We start from the raw sequence: 15,223 nt of genomic DNA, 5'->3' as shown, positions 1-15,223 counted from the left end.
TCAGGACGTACGGCGTGTGCACACCACGCCCCGGGTTCCCTACGATGGGGTGGAACGGTGGCGCCGACCACGGCCGCTGCCGTGGGAGAACCTGCCCGGGACCGGCCTGGGCGCGCTCATGATCAGCTAGTGAGGTCGACCGGATGGTGCTGAACCGCCTGCTCCGCGCGGGCGAGGGCAAGATGGTGAAGCGGCTGCGCAACATCGCCGATCACATCAACACCCTCGAAGACGACGTCAAGGACCTGACCGACGCCGAGCTGCGGGCCAAGACGGACGAGTTCCGCAAGCGGCACGCGGACGGGGAGTCCCTGGACGACCTGCTGCCGGAGGCCTTCGCGGTCGCCCGGGAGGCGGGCAAGCGGGTGCTCGGCCAGCGGCACTTCGACGTCCAGCTGATGGGTGGCGCGGCCCTGCACCTGGGTCAGGTCGCCGAGATGAAGACCGGTGAGGGCAAGACCCTGACCTGCGTCCTCCCGGCCTACCTGAACGCCATCCCCGGCAAGGGCGTGCACGTCGTCACGACGAACGACTACCTGGCCAAGCGCGACTCGGAGTGGATGGGCCGCATCCACCGCTTCCTCGGCCTCGAGGTCGGCGTCATCCTGTCCGAGCAGGCGCCGGACGTCCGGCGCAGCCAGTACAACGCCGACATCACCTACGGCACGAACAACGAGTTCGGCTTCGACTACCTGCGCGACAACATGGCGTGGAGCCTGGACGACTGCGTGCAGCGCGGGCACCAGTTCGCCATCGTCGACGAGGTGGACTCGATCCTCATCGACGAGGCCCGGACGCCGCTGATCATCTCGGGCCCGGCGGACCAGTCGTCGCGCTGGTACGTCGAGTTCGCGCGGCTTGCCCCGCTGATGAACGGCATCGACACCACCACGATGGGGTCGCGCGAGCGGGTCGAGAAGACGAACCTGATCAACTCGAAGTACCACTACGAGGTCGACGTCCGGAAGCGCACGGTGGCCGTCACCGAGAAGGGCGTCCGGTTCGTCGAGGACCAGCTCGGCATCGAGAACCTCTACGAGGCCGCGAACACCCCGCTGGTCGGCTACCTGAACAACGCCCTGAAGGTGCAGGAGCTCTTCCACCGCGACAAGGACTACATCGTCCGCAACGGCGAGGTCGCGATCGTCGACGAGTTCACCGGCCGGGTGCTGCACGGCCGCCGCTACAACGAGGGCATGCACCAGGCGATCGAGGCCAAGGAAAAGGTCGAGATCAAGGCCGAGAACCAGACCCTCGCCACGATCACGCTGCAGAACTACTTCCGCCTCTACAAGAAGCTGTCCGGGATGACCGGTACGGCCGAGACCGAGGCCGCCGAGTTCCACCAGACCTACAAGCTGGGTGTGGTGCCGATCCCGACGAACCGCCCGATGGTCCGCGCCGACCAGCCGGACCTGATCTACAAGACCGAAGAGGCGAAGTACGAGGCGGTCGCCGAGGACATCGCCGAGCGGCACGAGAAGGGCCAGCCGGTCCTGGTCGGCACGACGAGCGTCGAGAAGTCCGAGCGCCTGTCGAAGCTGCTGGTCAAGCTGAGCGTGCCGCACGAGGTGCTGAACGCGAAGCACCACGACCGGGAGGCGCTGATCGTCGCCCGCGCCGGCCAGAAGGGCGCCGTCACGGTCGCCACGAACATGGCGGGCCGCGGTACCGACATCGTGCTGGGTGGCAACCCCGACCTGATCGCCGACCAGGTCCTGCGCGAGCAGGGCCTGGACCCGGTCGAGCACTCCGAGGAGTACGAGGCCGCCTGGCCCGCCATCCTGGAGAAGGTCAAGGAGGAGTCGAAGGCCGAGGCCGAGGTGGTCCGCGACGCGGGCGGCCTGTACGTGCTGGGCACCGAGCGGCACGAGTCGCGCCGCATCGACAACCAGCTCCGCGGCCGGTCGGGGCGTCAGGGCGACCCGGGCGAGTCCCGGTTCTACCTGTCGCTCGGCGACGAGCTCATGCGCCGCTTCAACGCGACCATGGTCGAGCGCGTCATGACCACCATGCGGCTGCCCGACGACGTGCCGATCGAGCACAAGATGGTCTCCAAGGCCATCAAGAGCGCGCAGACCCAGGTCGAGCAGATCAACATGGAGCAGCGCAAGGACGTCCTCAAGTACGACGAGGTCATGAACGAGCAGCGCAAGGTGATCTACGCCGAGCGTCACCGCGTGCTCGCCGGCGAGAGCCTGCGCGACCAGATCGAGGGCATGCTCGTCGACGTCGTCAACGCCTACGTGGACGGCGCGACGGCCAACGGCTACGCCGAGGACTGGGACCACGAGAAGCTCTGGACGGCGCTGAAGACGCTGTACCCGGTCAGCCTCGACTGGGACGACCTGCTCGAGGACGGCGACCTCGACGCGAACGGCCTGCGCGAGGCCCTGCTGCAGGACGCCCGCAGCGCCTACGACAAGCGTGAAGCCGAGATCAACGCGCTCGTCGGCCCGGACGGCATGCGGACCCTGGAGGGCCAGGTCATGCTGACCGTCCTGGACCGCAAGTGGCGTGAGCACCTCTACGAGATGGACTACCTCAAGCAGGGCATCGGCATGCGGGCGCTCGCGCAGCGCGACCCGCTGATCGAGTACCAGCGCGAGGGTTTCGACATGTTCCGCGCGATGCTCGACTCGCTGAAGGAGGAAGCCGTCGGCTTCCTGTTCAACCTGCAGGTCGAGCGGGCCGAGGCACCGCCCGCCGAGGACGCCGCCGCGCTGCCGGCGGGTGTCGGCACGGGCAACGGCCAGGCCGCGCCGGAAGGACGCCACGCGCGTCCGGCGCCGCCGCAGCCGCCGACGACCGACACCGAGTCCGTCCCGGCCGCGCTGCGCGGCAAGGGCCTCGGCGGCAACAGTCAGCAGTCGGGGCTGACGCTGTCCGGTCCGGGTGAGGACGGCGAGGTCGAAGCGCACGCCGAAGAAGCAGGCGGCGCCGCCGGCGGAAGCGGCACCCGCCGGGACCGCCGGGCCGCCCAGCGCGACGCGGCCAAGAAGGGCAAGAAGGGCCCGCGTCGCTGATGTGAGGCGCTGAAGTGTCCGAAAACCGGGGCGCGTGGAGTTCGTCCACGCGCCCCGGTTTCGTGAACGGGGGAAAACTGTGACGACGTTGTCGGCCGTGGCGGATCCGCAGGAATTCTTCGCGTTGTTCGCCGCCGAGCGGCGCCCGGACCCGTATCCGCACTACCGGCGGTGGCAGGAAAGCCGTCCGGTCGCGGTCCTGGCCGAAGGAATGTTCGCCGTCAGCGGTATGGCGGAAGCCGCGCAGGTGCTGCGCGACCCGGCGTTCGGCCACCCCGAACCCGAATACCTGGACCCGGCGGACCGGCGGCCGGACCAGCCGGTCGACGAATCAGGACGCGTGGTCCGGGCGTTCCTGTCGCTGAACCCGCCCGACCACACGCGCCTGCGGCGGCTGGTGTCGAAGGCGTTCACCCCGCGGATGGTCGAGCGGCTGGCACCGCGGATCGAAGAGATCACCTCCGAGCTGATCGACCGCGCGCCGCGCGAATTCGACCTGATGACGGCGCTCGCGAAGCCGTTGCCGGTCGAGGTGATCGCCGAGCTGCTCGGCGTCCCGCTGGACGACCGCGAGCGGTTCGCCGCGTGGTCGCACGCGATGGCGCGGGCACTGGACCCGGTGTTCTTGCAGAGCCCCGAGACGGTCGAGCCGGCGGTGCAGGCGCGCCAGTCGTTTATCGGCTACTTCCGGGACCTCGCGGCTCAGCGCCGGGACGAGCCCGGTGACGACCTGCTGTCCGCGCTGGTGGCGGTGTCCGACGCGGGTGACGTCCTCAGCGAGGGTGAGCTCCTGGTGACGCTCACGCTCCTGCTGATCGCCGGCCACGAGACGACGACGAACCTGATCGGCAACGGCGTGCTGGCGCTGCTGCGCCACGGCGGCCTGCGCCCGGCCGCGGACGCGCCCGACCGCGTGGTCGAAGAGGTGCTGCGGTACGACTCGCCGGTCCAGCTGACGGCCCGGACGGCGGTGCGCGTCACGGCGCTCGGCTCGCTGGCGGTCCCGGCGGGCAGCCAGGTGATCGTCCTGCTCGGCGCGGCCAACCGCGACCCCGCGAACGGCCCGGAGCCGTTCGACCCGGCGCGCCCGCCGGGCAAGCACCTGGCGTTCGGGCAGGGCATCCACTTCTGCCTCGGCGCACCGCTGGCCCGCCTCGAAGGCCGCATCGTGTTCCGCGAGCTGGCCCGCCGTCTCCCGGACCTCGCGCTGAACGGCGACCCGGAATGGAGCCCGACGACCACGCTGCGCGGCCTGTCGGCGCTGCCGGTCCGGTCGTGAGTGTTTAGGAGGGTTCTGACCCTCCTAAACACTCACGACCGTCCACCTGCGACCGTCGCGACGGGACTCCGCCGGCGGCGCCCGGGCCGCGCCCGCCCGCTTCACGCCGCTGCTCGCAGGGCCTGCCCGTCGAGCCGCCGCGGTTTCAGCAGCGCGAAACGCACGCACTGCCACCCTGCCGCGCTCCGGGTGAAGCGGGCCGCCAGCGCGAACGACCGGCCGTCGGCCTCCACGCGGGCGCACGCCTCGATCACCCCCGGCACCGGGTTGCACGTGTGGACGCTGTGCGTCCGGTGCCGTGGCCGGGGCAGGCGCGGCCCGCTGAGGCCCGCGTACACCTCCGGCGCCACCAGGCCGCGGATCTGCGGCACCGCGCGGCGTCCGTCGTAGGCCTCCAGCAGCATGTTCAGCAGGTGGCCCACTTCGGACGCTTCGAGCTGCCTCGACGCCGGCCATCGTGCGCCGGCCCGGCGGTGCTCCTGCGGTGTGACGGCCTCGAGCCGCTCGGCCCGCCGCGGTGCTTCGTAGCGGATCAGCGTCCTCAGGCGATGTTCCTCGGACATTTCCTCCCCTCCCGGACCCGGCATTTCGCCGCGTCCACTCGCTTAGAGGGAGGAACCGGCCCGAATCGCGTCAGGAATCGCACGATTCGGCAGAGAACGGCCGAAGGGATGGCTTCGGCGGCGCCGGTGCGCTAGGGCACGTCGCATTGTTGCGCCATGAGAGACATCGCTGCGTCACCCGACTATGGTGTGCCGGGTGTTGAAGGGGTTATTGGTCGATTTCGCCGGAGTTCTCACCGATCCGGACGCCGGCCGGTTCTACGACTACCTGATGGCCGCGCGGGAACGGGGCGTCCGCACCGCGCTGCTGTCGAACGCGCCCGGGGCGTCGGACCCGGTCAAGAAAACGATGTTCGACTATTTCGATGCGCTGGTGTTCTCCGGTGAGGTCGGTGTCGCCAAGCCGGATCCGGCGGTCTACCTGATCGCGGCCGACCGGCTCGGCCTGCCCGCCGTGCGCTGTGCGTTCGTCGACGACTCCGCCGCGAACATCCGCGGCGCCGTTGAGGCGGGCATGGTCGGGATCCACCACCACTCGGTGGGAGAAACGCTCGCCGAGCTCGAGGTGCTGTTCCCGGATCAGTGAGCGGCGGCGGCGCGGCGGACCAGTTCGAAGGAAAGCACCGCGGCGGCGGCCGAGACGTTCAGTGACTCGACGTCACCCGGCATCGGGATCGACACCCATTCCGTGACGAGCTCGCCGACCTCCGAGCCGACACCGTCCGTTTCGCCACCGAGGACAAAAGCCGTGCGCTGCGGCAGGTCTATGTCGAATATCGTCGTCTTCGCGGACGACCCCAGCGCGTAGAGGCTGTAGCCCGCTTCGGTGAGCATTTCGGCCGCTTCGCGCGCGGAGCCGCAGCGCAGCACCGGAGCGCGGAACGCGACCCCGGCCGAGGCCTTGACCACCAGCGGGTCCAGCGCCGCGACGCCGCGGCGCGGCACGATCACGCCTTCGAGCCCGGCCGCGGTCACCGTGCGCAGGATCATGCCGACGTTCGCCGGTGTGGTGATGCCGTCCAGCAGCAGCACCCGCGACGGCGGCCGCCGGTCGGCCAGCGCGGTGTCCAGCGCGCGCATCCGCGGGGCGACGACGTCGGCGAGCACGCCCTGGTCCTGCTTGCCGTTGCCGGCGAGCACCTTGACCCGGTGGGCGCTGGCGCGCTGCACCGGCACCCCGGCGTCCTTGGCCGCGCGCTGGATCTCGGCCGCGCCGGGGCCGCGTGCGGTGTCGGCGAGGATCACCTTGTCCACGTGCAGGCCGGCATCGGCCAGCGCTTCGAGCACCGGCTTCCGGCCGTACACGGTCAGAAAGCGGTCTTTCGGCGAGACAGTCGACTCATCACCCACACCCGGCAGTCTCGCATCGAACCTTATTCAGCCGTCGGCCGGCGCAAGAGTTGCCTTCGATGCGCAGGTCGTGGCCCGTGGCGCCGTCCTAACCAGAATAAGGTTCGTTGTGTAAGGATCGGCCCATGCCCGACCGCCTCTCCGCGCTGGACGCCTCGTTCCTCTACATGGAGGACCACGCGACCCCGATGCACGTCGGCGGGGTGGCCGTCTTCGAACGGCCGCGTTCCGGGTTCAGCTACGCGCAGCTGCTCGACCTCGTCGGGGCGAGGCTGGCCTATCTGCCGCGGTACCGGCAGCGCGTCGCCGAGGTGCCGGGGCACCTGGCGCGGCCGGTGTGGGTGGACGACGTCGACTTCGACCTGAACTACCACGTCCGGCGCTCGGCGCTGCCGCAGCCGGGCCGCGACGACCAGCTGTTCGACCTGGTGGCGCGGCTGATGTCGCGGCGGCTGGCGCCGGAGCGGCCGCTCTGGGAGGCGTACTTCATCGAGGGCCTGTCCGGCGACCGGATCGCCCTGGTCACCAAGACTCATCAGTCCGTTGTGGACGGTGTCGGCACGATCGAGCTCGGCCAGCTGATCCTCGACCCGACCCCGGCCGAGCCGGAGCCGTTCGAAGACATCTGGACGCCGCGGCGCGAGCCGAGCCGTACCCAGCTGGTGCTCGACGCGGTCAGCGAGGGCGTCCAGCGGCCGGGCGAGGTGGTGGAGAACGTCCGGTCGGCGGCCAACGACGCCGCCGCGGCGGCCGGGAAGTTCGCCGAGACCGTCGGCGGGGTGGCGGCGGCGCTGCGCACGCTGGTCAACCCGGCGCCGCCGGGACCGCTGAACGTCCGGGTGTCCGGCGGCCGGGTGTTCTCGGTGGTCCGCACGCGGCTCGAGGACTTCCGGAAGATCCGCGCGGAGCACGGCGGCACGGTCAACGACGTCGTCCTCGCGGCCATCACGGGCGCGCTGCGCGAGTGGCTGCTGTCGCGCGAGGAGACGCTGACCGCGAACGCGACGGTGCGCGCGCTGGTGCCGCTGGCGGTGCGCGACGCCGACACGGCGGAGTACTCGACGCCGGCCCTGGTCGGCAACCAGGTGGCGGCCTACCTGGTGGATCTGCCGGTCGGCGAGCCCAACCCGGTGCTGCGGCTGCAGCACATCGGGCACGCGATGACCGAGCACCTCGACTCGGGCCGCTCGGTCGCCGCGCGCGGGCTGCTCAAGGTCGGCGGCTTCGCCCCGGCTACCCTGCACTCGCTCGGCGCGCGAGCGGCGGGGTCGCTGTCCGGGCGGATCTTCAACGTCATGGTGACCAACTCACCGGGCCCGCAGATGCCGATGTACGCGGGAGAGGCGAGACTGGTCGAGATGTTCCCGGTGATGCCGTTGATGCGCACCCAGGCGCTGGCGATCGGGGTGACGTCGTACCACGGCGGCGTCTACTTCGGACTCAACGGCGACCGCAAGGCCGCTTTCGACGTCGACCTGCTGGCCGGGATGATCGAAGAGTCCCTGGAAGAGCTGAAGGGTGCGCACTGGTGAGGGTCTATCTGCCTGCGACCATCGCGATGCTTCGCGATCTGGAATCGTCGGGGGAGTTCCGGGCGCGCAGCGGGACGGCGTTCGCGCTGACCCCGGCGTTGCGCGAGGCGTACGCGAGCGGCACGGACGAGGAGCTCGAGTACGCGGCGTTGCTGGACGCGGCGCGCGCTTCGCTGCGCCTGATCGCGGCGGAGGAGAAGGGCGAGCCCCGCCGGGTGGTGGTGTCGGCGGACGTCGAGGGCCTCACCCTGCGCCCGGACCTGGACGCCCCGGTGGTCCGCATCGGCGGCCCGATCCCCCTGTCCGCGGTAGCGGCGATCCACGTGGACTCCGCAGAAGCCGCGGACGCGGTCTCCGCAGCGGCGGCGGTGATCGACGCGGCGGATCTGGGCGACATGGACGCGGAGTTCGTGCTTGGGGACGCGGAGGACCACGAGCTGGCTTGGTATGCGCCGCAGGAGCTGCCTTTCCTGCTGGAGCTGCTCTGAAGTCTCTTGGCCGGGTTGGGTGCTTTGCTGGCTCGCTGGGCTGCTCCGAGGTGCCTGGCTGGAGTGCTCCGAGAGCCTGGCTGAGTCGCCGGGTTTCGAGCGCCGGTTGAGGTCCCTCGGTTGACGTGCCTTGCACGGTGGTGTCTCCGAGGTGCCCGCTGACGTGTCCGGTTGAGTTGCGAGTTTCGAGGGCCCGCTGAGTTGCCTGGTTTGGTGTTGCTCCGAGATGCCTGACCGAGTCGCTCCGAGGTGCCCACCGATGTGCGTGGCTGAGTTGCCGAGTGACTGCCGAGGAGCTTGAGCTGAGCTGTCCCGCTGAGCGCCTGGCAAGCCACTCAGCTCAGCCCGCCGCTGAGCGTCGCCATGCCATCCGCTCACTGCGCCCATTGAGCGCTCGCCAGGCAGCCAGCCCAGCCGCCCCAGCTCAGCTGCCCGCTATGCGCTTGCCAAGTCGCCAACCCAGCCGCTTCCAGCTCTGCCGCCCGCCGATGCCCTCGCCAATTCGCCAGCTCAGCCGCCCGCTGAGCGTCGCCAAGTCGGCAGCTCACTGCCCCGCCGAGCGTTCCGCTGATTCACCGGCTCAGCCGCCCCGCTGGGCGCTCGCCAAGTCGGCAGCTCATCGCCCCGCTGAGCGTCCGCCAAGTCGCCAGCTCAGCTGCCGCAGCTCAGTCGCCCTGGCTTAGCTGTCCGGTATGCGCTCGCCAATTCGCCAATTCGCCAATTCGCCAGCTCACCGCCCCGCCGAGCGTCGCCAAATCACCAGCTCAGCCGCCAACCTGAGCCACCTCGCCGTGGTGCGGCGTATCGGCATCCCCAAGTTGTCCACAGGTCGATCCGCATGTGGACAACTTCGGCCCGCGACGGCTGATCAGGCGTTTCTGTCGGGGCCCGCCGATAGACTGGACCAGGGGACGCCCCCCAGGGATAGGGCGGGGGCCGGTCTCCTCCGGCCCCCCGAACCCGAAAAATCCTCAGGACCTCTCGAACCACTCCGCGCCCGGCACCGGCAGCTCGCACCGCCACCCGGTCGCCTCCTCCAGCTTCCGCGACACCACCCGCTGCGACCGCGCCAGCGGCTCCGCCAACGCCAACCGCGACGCCAGCCACTTCGGCACCACCCGGGCCCTCCGGACTCCCGCCGCCTCCGCCAAAACGGCGCCCAGCTCGGCTTTCGTAACCGGGGTCGCCCCCACGTTGTAGACCCCCGAAGGTGCCTCCAACGCAGCCACCGCGCCCGCCGCCGCGTCTGACGGGTGGATCGCCGTTGTCCAATCCTTTCGCGCGCCCAGGACTAGGGGGGACAGCAGCGCGCCGGTGCCCACCAGGTTTGCGATGCGCAGCCTGATCACCGTCCGGCCCTCCGCCTCCAGGGCGGCGACGTTCGCGTGTGCCGTCACCGACGATGCCGTCACGCCTCGGGGGCGCAGGGGTGCTTCCTCATCCAGTTCGCGGTCGCCGCCGTCCGCGTAGACGAACGAAATGCCCTCCTGGACGACGATGCGCAACTCGTCGACCTGGCGGACCGCCGCCGCCAGGGCCGCGCTGCCCGACAGCCGGACTCGGTCGTTCGGGGCCCAGGCCGCTTTGCGGGTCATCTCGTCCGGGCCCGGGATGCGCGTCGCCAGGTTCAGGACCGCGTCGTGTCCGTGCAGCGCCGTGGCCAGTGAAGTCGCGTCGAAGAGGTCACCCAGGACCGGCTTTGCGCCCGTCGCGAGAATCGCCGCCTCCCGGTCGGCCGCTCGGGCCAGCCCACTCACCTCGTGGCCCGCCGTCAACAGCCGCGCCACCGCCGGGACGCCCAGCACGCCCGTCGCCCCGATCACCATCACCCGCATGTCCTGACTCCTCTCGTCAGGGCGTGGACGAGACGGCGCCCGGGAACGTGACTAGCCCACCTGATCCGGCGGCGGCGCCTGGACGTCGACCGGGCCGCCCCACTCCGTGTAACGGGTGGTGATCTTCGCGCCCGAACCCGCGAGGATCGGCGAAAGGTCGAGGACGATCTGCAGCGGCCGGTGCGCGTCGTCGAGCCAGAGCTCGACCGGGAACTTGCCGCCCAGCTGCCCCACCGCGTCGGTGGACAGGCCCGCGGGCAGATCGGCGCCGAGCTTCGCCAGGTCGAGGTCGACGCGGTAGTGCTCCGCGGGCGTCCCGCCGAGGTCGGTGCGCTCGGCCGAGACGATCGTGCCCGCCGTCCGGACTTCGCCCAGGGTGTGCGCCGGGTCGTTCTGCGCCGCCAGCTGCCCGAGGCTGCCGCCGAGCACCTGGGAGAACGGGTCCGTGCCGTCCGGGGCCACCGCGACCCACGGCTTCCCGGCGCCGACCTGGTCGCGCGAGCCCTCCGGCACCTTCGCGTACAGCTTCCCGGCCACCAGCCGCAGCTCCATCGGCTCGCCGATGAAGTCGGTCGTCATCACCTGGGACGTCCCGCCGGCGCCGAACCGCGCCTGGCCCTGCCCCTTCGACCGGACCGAGCCGACGGCGACGTCCGTGCCGAACTTCGCCGACCCGCCGCTCGTGGTGGCCGCCGTCGCGGCGTCGGCCAGCGCCCGCGCGTCGTCGAACGCCGGTGGTGGCGAGGCGGGGGAGCACGCACCGGCGAACAGGGCGAGCAGCAGCACGACGGCGGCTTTGCGCATGGCACACACAAACACAGCGGCTCCCCCGAACCCGTTCGGGGGAGCCGCTGCTACGCACAGTCGCTGCTGGTCAGCGGCCGGCCTTCTTCATCAGCTCGCCGAAGTCGACGACCTGGTCGGCCGGCGGGGCCGCCACGTCGACCGTGGTGCCCCAGTCGCTGTACTTCATCGTGAACTTCGAGTCCCCGGCCGGCGCACCCAGCGCCTGCATCATCGGGCCCTGGTCCATGGTGACCTGCACCGGCAGGTTCTCCTTGTCCAGCCACAGCTCGGCCGGGATCTTGATGTCCTTGCCCTTGAGCATCTCGGTGAGCTTGTCGCGCGTCGCGGCCGGGACCTGGCCGGTGAACTGGTCGACGGCCTTGGCGATGTCGAGCTCCACCTTGTAGTGGTTGACCTGCTCGCCGTTCAGCTGGGTCTGGTCGGACGAGATGATCCGGCCGGCCTTGGAGACCTGCTCCAGGATCTTGCTCGGGTCGCTCTGCTCCGCCGACTGCGACAGCGCGCCGCTCATCGCCTGCGAGACCGGGTCGGTGCCGTCGGCCGAGATCTTGGCCCACGACTTGTCGGTGCCCATCTGCTTCTGCTCTTCGGCGGGCAGCTTGATGTACATGACCCGGTCGACCATGCGCATCTCGGTGGTCTGGCCGGCCGCGGTGGTGGTCATCGAGAACTTGGTGTTCGCGCCGTCGAAGGCCATCGCGCCGGACGCGCTCATGGTCTGCCCGGCGGCCGAGCCCTCCATGGAGAACTTCGCGGACTTGGACTTCTCGGTGCCCTGCTTCGACGCCGACGCGAGCTGGATGGCGTCGGTGAACGGCGAGGCGAGGCCGCTGCCGCCGTCGGACTGCGACTGGCCGTTCGCACCGGCGGGTTGTGCCGTGCCGGTGGCGGAGTTGCCGCTGCACGCGGTCAGCGTGAGCACCAGCGCGGCGCCCGCGGCGACCAGGGTGGTCTTGCGCATTCGAATCCCCTCAGAGTCGGATCTTCCGCTCGGCATATCGCCTGATCGGGTGATTGGTTACCGATGTGACGATGACGATGGAGCTACGGTTCCCGGTTGTCTCAGTCCTCTGTGGGGCGGGTCACATCGAGACCGCCGCGTGAGGCCAGCAGCCGCCGCAGCGACCCGAGCCGCTCGGCACCCGCCCGGCCCTCGGTGACGACGTCGTCGAGCGCGCAGTCCGGGTCCTCCGGCGGGCCCAGGTGCCCGCAGCCCGACGGGCACTCCTCGGCGGCTTCGGCGAACTCCTCGAAGGCGTCGACGATGTCGTCCGCGGTGACGTGCGCCAGCCCGAACGACCGGACCCCCGGCGTGTCGATCACCCAGCCGCCGTCGGGCAGCGGCAGCGCCACCGCGGCGACGGACGTGTGCCGTCCCTTGCCGACCCCGCTCACCACGCCGACGGCCAGGTCGGCGTCCGGGACCAGGCGGTTGACCAGGGTGGACTTGCCGACGCCGGAGTGCCCGACCAGGGCCGTCACGTGGTCCTTGAGCATCTCGGCGAGACCTTCGGGCGTTTCGTCGTACCGGGAGACGATCGCGGGGATGTCGAGGCCCGCGTAGCCCGCGAGGAGCTCGTCGGGGCTGGCCAGGTCGGCCTTCGTCAGGCACAGCACCGGCTCGACGCCGCCCGCGTAGCAGGCGACGATGCAGCGGTCGATGAACCCGGTCCGCGGCGGCGGGTCGGCGAGCGCGGTGACGATCAGCAGCCGTTCGGCGTTCGCGACGACCAGCCGCTCGAACGGGTCGGTGTCGTCGGCCGTGCGCAGCAGGGAGCTGCTGCGGTCGTCGACGCGGATGATCCGGGCGAGGGTGTCCGGCTTGCCGGAGACGTCGCCGACGATGCCGACCCGGTCGCCGACCACCACCGGCGTCCGGCCCATCTCGCGGGCCCGCATCGCGGTGATCACCTGGCCGGGGTCGGCGTCGATCGCGCAGGTCCAGCGGCCGCGGTCCTTGCCGATGACCATCGCGGAGACGGCGTCGGCGTGCTCGGGGCGGCGCTTGCTGCGGGGGCGGGTGCCCTTGCCGGGGCGTACGCGGACGTCGGACTCGTCCAGCTTGCTCCAGTCGTTCCGCGCCAAACCGTCCGCCTCCTGTGCACCGGTGCCACCCGAATGATCCCATGCCGCTCGCCAGCGCCCTGGCCTGCGTGTAACCATGGCGTCCCGGACGTCCCCGGCACGAGGGAGGTTGGCATGTGCGGCCGCTACGCCGCCACGAAGGACCCGGCGAAGCTGATCGAGGAGTTCGAGGCGATCGACCTCACCGAAGGCCACGCCCGGGTCGACCACAACGTCGCGCCGACGAAGAACGTGGTCACCGTCGTGCAGCGGCACCCGCGTGACGACGAGGGCCAGGTCCTCGAGGATGAACCCGCCGAGCGCTCGCTGCGGCTGATGAAGTGGGGCCTGGTGCCGTTCTGGGCCAAGGACCCGTCCGTCGGCTCGCGGATGATCAACACGCGCGCCGAGACGGCCGCCGAGAAGCCGGCCTTCCGCCGCGCGCTGGTGTCCCGCCGCTGCCTGGTGCCGGCCGACGGCTGGTTCGAGTGGCGCCGCACCGGCAAGGAGAAGGAGCCGTTCTACATGACCGGCCCCGGGGACGAGTCGCTCTCGTTCGGCGGGATCTGGGAGAGCTGGCACCCGAAGGACGACAAGGACGCGTCGCCGCTGATCACGTTCTCGATCATCACGACCGACGCCGCCGGGCAGCTCACCGACATCCACCACCGGATGCCGCTGATCGTGCCCCGGTCCCACTGGGACGGCTGGCTGGACCCGGACCGCGACGACGTCACCGATCTGCTGGTGCCCACACCCGACGACATCGTCGCGTCGCTGGAGCTGCGGCCGGTGTCGAGCCAGGTCAACAACGTCCGCAACAACGGGCCGGAGCTGCTGGACCGCGTCGACCCGCAGCACGAAGCCGCCCTGTTCGACCCGCCGAAGTCATGACGGCCCTGCCGATCGAGACCGCGTACGGCCCGGCCCGGGTCTACCTGCACTGCGCCGAGGAAGGCGTGGCGGTGCTGATGCTGGGCCACGGCGCGGGCGGCGGCCTCGGCGCGAAGGACCTGGTCGCGGTGACGCGCGCGGCGACCGCGGCCGGGGTGCACGTGGCGCTGGTCGAGCAGCCGTACCGGGTGGCGGGCCGCCGCGCCCCGGCGCCGGCGAACCAGCTGGACGCGGCCTGGCTGACGATCGCCGACGAGCTGTCGGAGCGCTTCGACGGCCTTCCGTTCGTCTTCGGCGGCCGCTCGTCGGGGGCCCGCGTGGCCTGCCGGACGGCGTCGGCCGGGCAGGCGGTGGCGGTGCTGTGCCTGGCGTTCCCCGAGCACCCGCCGGGCCGCCCGGAGAAGACCCGCCAGCCGGAGTTCGACGCGGTGGAGGTGCCGACGCTGGTGATCCAGGGGGAGCGCGACCCGTTCGGCCGCCCGAAGCCGGGCGCGCACCAGGAGCTGGTCCTGGTGGACGGCGACCACAGCCTGGGCAAGGACCTGGAATCGATCTCCCGGGCGGCGACCGAGTGGCTGTCCCGGGTGCTGCGCCCGCTGGGCTGAGCGCATTCTCGTGGAGGAAGTTCCGCTGACCGGCGGGAACATGAACGCCGGTGTGGTCCGGGTCGGCACCACCGTGCGGCGGCCCGCGGGTCCCTGGACGCCGTCGGTGCACGCCCTGCTCGCGCACCTGCACTCGGCCGGTTTCCCCGGTGCGCCCCGGCCGCTGGGCCTGGACGAGCGCGGCCGGGAGGTCCTCGAGTTCATCCCCGGCGACGTGACCTGGCCCGGCCGGATCGACCTGCTGGAACCCGACGCGGCGATGGTCGCGGTCGGCCGCCTGGTCCGCGGCTTCCACGACGCGGTCGCCGGCTTCGTGCCGCCGCCGGGGGCGTCGTGGCAGGTGCTGATCCCCGCGGACGGCGCCGAGATCATCGCCCACCACGACCTCGCGCCGTGGAACCTGGTGGTGGACGGGCCACGCTGGGCGTTCATCGACTGGGACACCGCGGCGCCCGGCACCCGGCTGTGGGACCTCGCGTACACGGCGAACGACTTCACCTTGCTGACCGGCGGCGTGACACCGGCCGAGGCGGCCCGGCGGATGCGGTTGCTCGCCGACGCCTACGGCCTGGCCGAGGCCGGACGTCCTGAGCTGGTGAGCCTGCTGGGCCCGCGCGCCCGCGCGATGCACGACTTCCTGGCCGGCCGGGCCGCGGTGGGCGAGGAGCCGTGGACGCGGCTGTGGCGCGAAGGCCACGGCACGCACTGGCGGCACCGCGCCGACCACCTGGAGCGGCACCACGACACCTGGCTGCACGCCCTGCTCGCGTGAATGCCCAG

14 protein-coding genes are annotated in these 15,223 nt (G+C 71.2%); 8 read left to right on the top strand and 6 right to left on the bottom strand.

Features of this window, described 5'->3' with window-relative positions; genetic code table 11:
* The first annotated feature begins 143 nt into the window (after positions 1–143).
* Together secA and VA596_RS02760 are read left to right on the top strand one after the other, a co-directional pair.
* On the top strand, positions 144–3,026 hold the full coding sequence (gene secA, locus VA596_RS02765) for a preprotein translocase subunit SecA (protein ID WP_323323250.1): 2,883 nt from the start codon (positions 144–146) through the stop codon (positions 3,024–3,026).
* A 97-nt stretch (positions 3,027–3,123) separates the two neighbouring features.
* A complete protein-coding gene (locus VA596_RS02760) occupies positions 3,124–4,305 on the top strand; it encodes a cytochrome P450 (RefSeq protein ID WP_323323248.1) in 1,182 nt (393 codons plus the stop codon).
* Between the two features lie 101 nt (positions 4,306–4,406).
* Here the strand turns inward: VA596_RS02760 and VA596_RS02755 are convergent, their stop codons facing one another.
* On the bottom strand, positions 4,407–4,868 hold the full coding sequence (locus VA596_RS02755; protein WP_323323246.1) for an Rv3235 family protein: 462 nt from the start codon (positions 4,866–4,868) through the stop codon (positions 4,407–4,409).
* Between the two features lie 211 nt (positions 4,869–5,079).
* Between VA596_RS02755 and VA596_RS02750 the strand changes: the two genes are divergently transcribed.
* Positions 5,080–5,454 carry an HAD-IA family hydrolase gene (locus VA596_RS02750; protein ID WP_323325615.1) on the top strand — a complete coding sequence of 125 codons (375 nt, stop codon included), beginning with the start codon at positions 5,080–5,082 and terminating at the stop codon, positions 5,452–5,454.
* On the opposite strand, the gene VA596_RS02745 is transcribed toward VA596_RS02750, so the two are convergent.
* Positions 5,448–6,218, bottom strand: coding sequence for a TrmH family RNA methyltransferase (locus tag VA596_RS02745; RefSeq protein ID WP_323323244.1), 771 nt, complete (start codon positions 6,216–6,218; stop codon positions 5,448–5,450). The two genes, VA596_RS02750 and VA596_RS02745, sit on opposite strands and share 7 nt — an antisense overlap.
* 125 nt (positions 6,219–6,343) lie before the next feature.
* On the opposite strand from VA596_RS02745, the gene VA596_RS02740 reads away from it, so the two are divergent.
* Positions 6,344–7,750 carry a WS/DGAT/MGAT family O-acyltransferase gene (locus VA596_RS02740; RefSeq protein ID WP_323323242.1) on the top strand — a complete coding sequence of 469 codons (1,407 nt, stop codon included), beginning with the start codon at positions 6,344–6,346 and terminating at the stop codon, positions 7,748–7,750.
* A complete protein-coding gene (locus tag VA596_RS02735) occupies positions 7,747–8,238 on the top strand; it encodes a DUF6912 family protein (protein WP_323323240.1) in 492 nt (163 codons plus the stop codon). Before VA596_RS02740 ends, VA596_RS02735 begins: the two co-directional genes overlap by 4 nt.
* A gap of 971 nt (positions 8,239–9,209) precedes the next feature.
* Here the strand turns inward: VA596_RS02735 and VA596_RS02730 are convergent.
* The 4 genes from VA596_RS02730 to rsgA form a co-directional block, all read right to left on the bottom strand.
* Positions 9,210–10,073 (bottom strand): NAD-dependent epimerase/dehydratase family protein, encoded by an 864-nt coding sequence (locus tag VA596_RS02730; protein WP_323323238.1) that lies wholly within the window; start codon positions 10,071–10,073, stop codon positions 9,210–9,212.
* A gap of 51 nt (positions 10,074–10,124) precedes the next feature.
* On the bottom strand, positions 10,125–10,877 hold the full coding sequence (locus VA596_RS02725; protein WP_323323236.1) for a LolA-like protein: 753 nt from the start codon (positions 10,875–10,877) through the stop codon (positions 10,125–10,127).
* 70 nt (positions 10,878–10,947) lie between these two features.
* A complete protein-coding gene (locus VA596_RS02720) occupies positions 10,948–11,841 on the bottom strand; it encodes a LolA-like protein (protein WP_323323235.1) in 894 nt (297 codons plus the stop codon).
* Between the two features lie 101 nt (positions 11,842–11,942).
* Positions 11,943–12,965, bottom strand: coding sequence for a ribosome small subunit-dependent GTPase A (rsgA, locus tag VA596_RS02715; RefSeq protein WP_323323233.1), 1,023 nt, complete (start codon positions 12,963–12,965; stop codon positions 11,943–11,945).
* Between the two features lie 114 nt (positions 12,966–13,079).
* On the opposite strand from rsgA, the gene VA596_RS02710 reads away from it, so the two are divergent.
* From VA596_RS02710 to VA596_RS02700, 3 genes are read left to right on the top strand one after another with little or no spacing between them, the layout of a single operon-like run.
* Positions 13,080–13,838 (top strand): SOS response-associated peptidase, encoded by a 759-nt coding sequence (locus VA596_RS02710; protein ID WP_323323231.1) that lies wholly within the window; start codon positions 13,080–13,082, stop codon positions 13,836–13,838.
* Entirely contained in the window at positions 13,835–14,443 is a 609-nt protein-coding gene (locus VA596_RS02705) for an alpha/beta hydrolase family protein (protein ID WP_323323229.1), read from the top strand. The genes VA596_RS02710 and VA596_RS02705 overlap by 4 nt, the downstream gene beginning before the upstream one ends.
* A 10-nt stretch (positions 14,444–14,453) precedes the next feature.
* Positions 14,454–15,215 carry a phosphotransferase gene (locus tag VA596_RS02700; RefSeq protein ID WP_323323227.1) on the top strand — a complete coding sequence of 254 codons (762 nt, stop codon included), beginning with the start codon at positions 14,454–14,456 and terminating at the stop codon, positions 15,213–15,215.
* The last annotated feature ends 8 nt before the right edge of the window (positions 15,216–15,223 follow it).

The sequence above is a fragment of the Amycolatopsis heterodermiae genome, from assembly GCF_034929455.1.
Taxonomy (GTDB): Bacteria; Actinomycetota; Actinomycetes; order Mycobacteriales; family Pseudonocardiaceae; genus Amycolatopsis; species Amycolatopsis heterodermiae.
This window is presented reverse-complemented; position numbering and strand designations above follow the sequence as displayed.

Excerpts from the sequence above, each read along its gene's own strand:
- secA (WP_323323250.1), top strand. The coding sequence starts at position 144 with ATGGTGCTGAACCGCCTGCTCCGCGCGGGCGAGGGCAAGATGGTGAAG.
- VA596_RS02755 (WP_323323246.1), bottom strand. The coding sequence starts at position 4,868 with ATGTCCGAGGAACATCGCCTGAGGACGCTGATCCGCTACGAAGCACCG.
- VA596_RS02740 (WP_323323242.1), top strand. The coding sequence starts at position 6,344 with ATGCCCGACCGCCTCTCCGCGCTGGACGCCTCGTTCCTCTACATGGAG.
- VA596_RS02730 (WP_323323238.1), bottom strand. The coding sequence starts at position 10,073 with ATGCGGGTGATGGTGATCGGGGCGACGGGCGTGCTGGGCGTCCCGGCG.
- VA596_RS02725 (WP_323323236.1), bottom strand. The coding sequence starts at position 10,877 with ATGCGCAAAGCCGCCGTCGTGCTGCTGCTCGCCCTGTTCGCCGGTGCG.
- VA596_RS02720 (WP_323323235.1), bottom strand. The coding sequence starts at position 11,841 with ATGCGCAAGACCACCCTGGTCGCCGCGGGCGCCGCGCTGGTGCTCACG.
- VA596_RS02710 (WP_323323231.1), top strand. The coding sequence starts at position 13,080 with ATGTGCGGCCGCTACGCCGCCACGAAGGACCCGGCGAAGCTGATCGAG.
- VA596_RS02705 (WP_323323229.1), top strand. The coding sequence starts at position 13,835 with ATGACGGCCCTGCCGATCGAGACCGCGTACGGCCCGGCCCGGGTCTAC.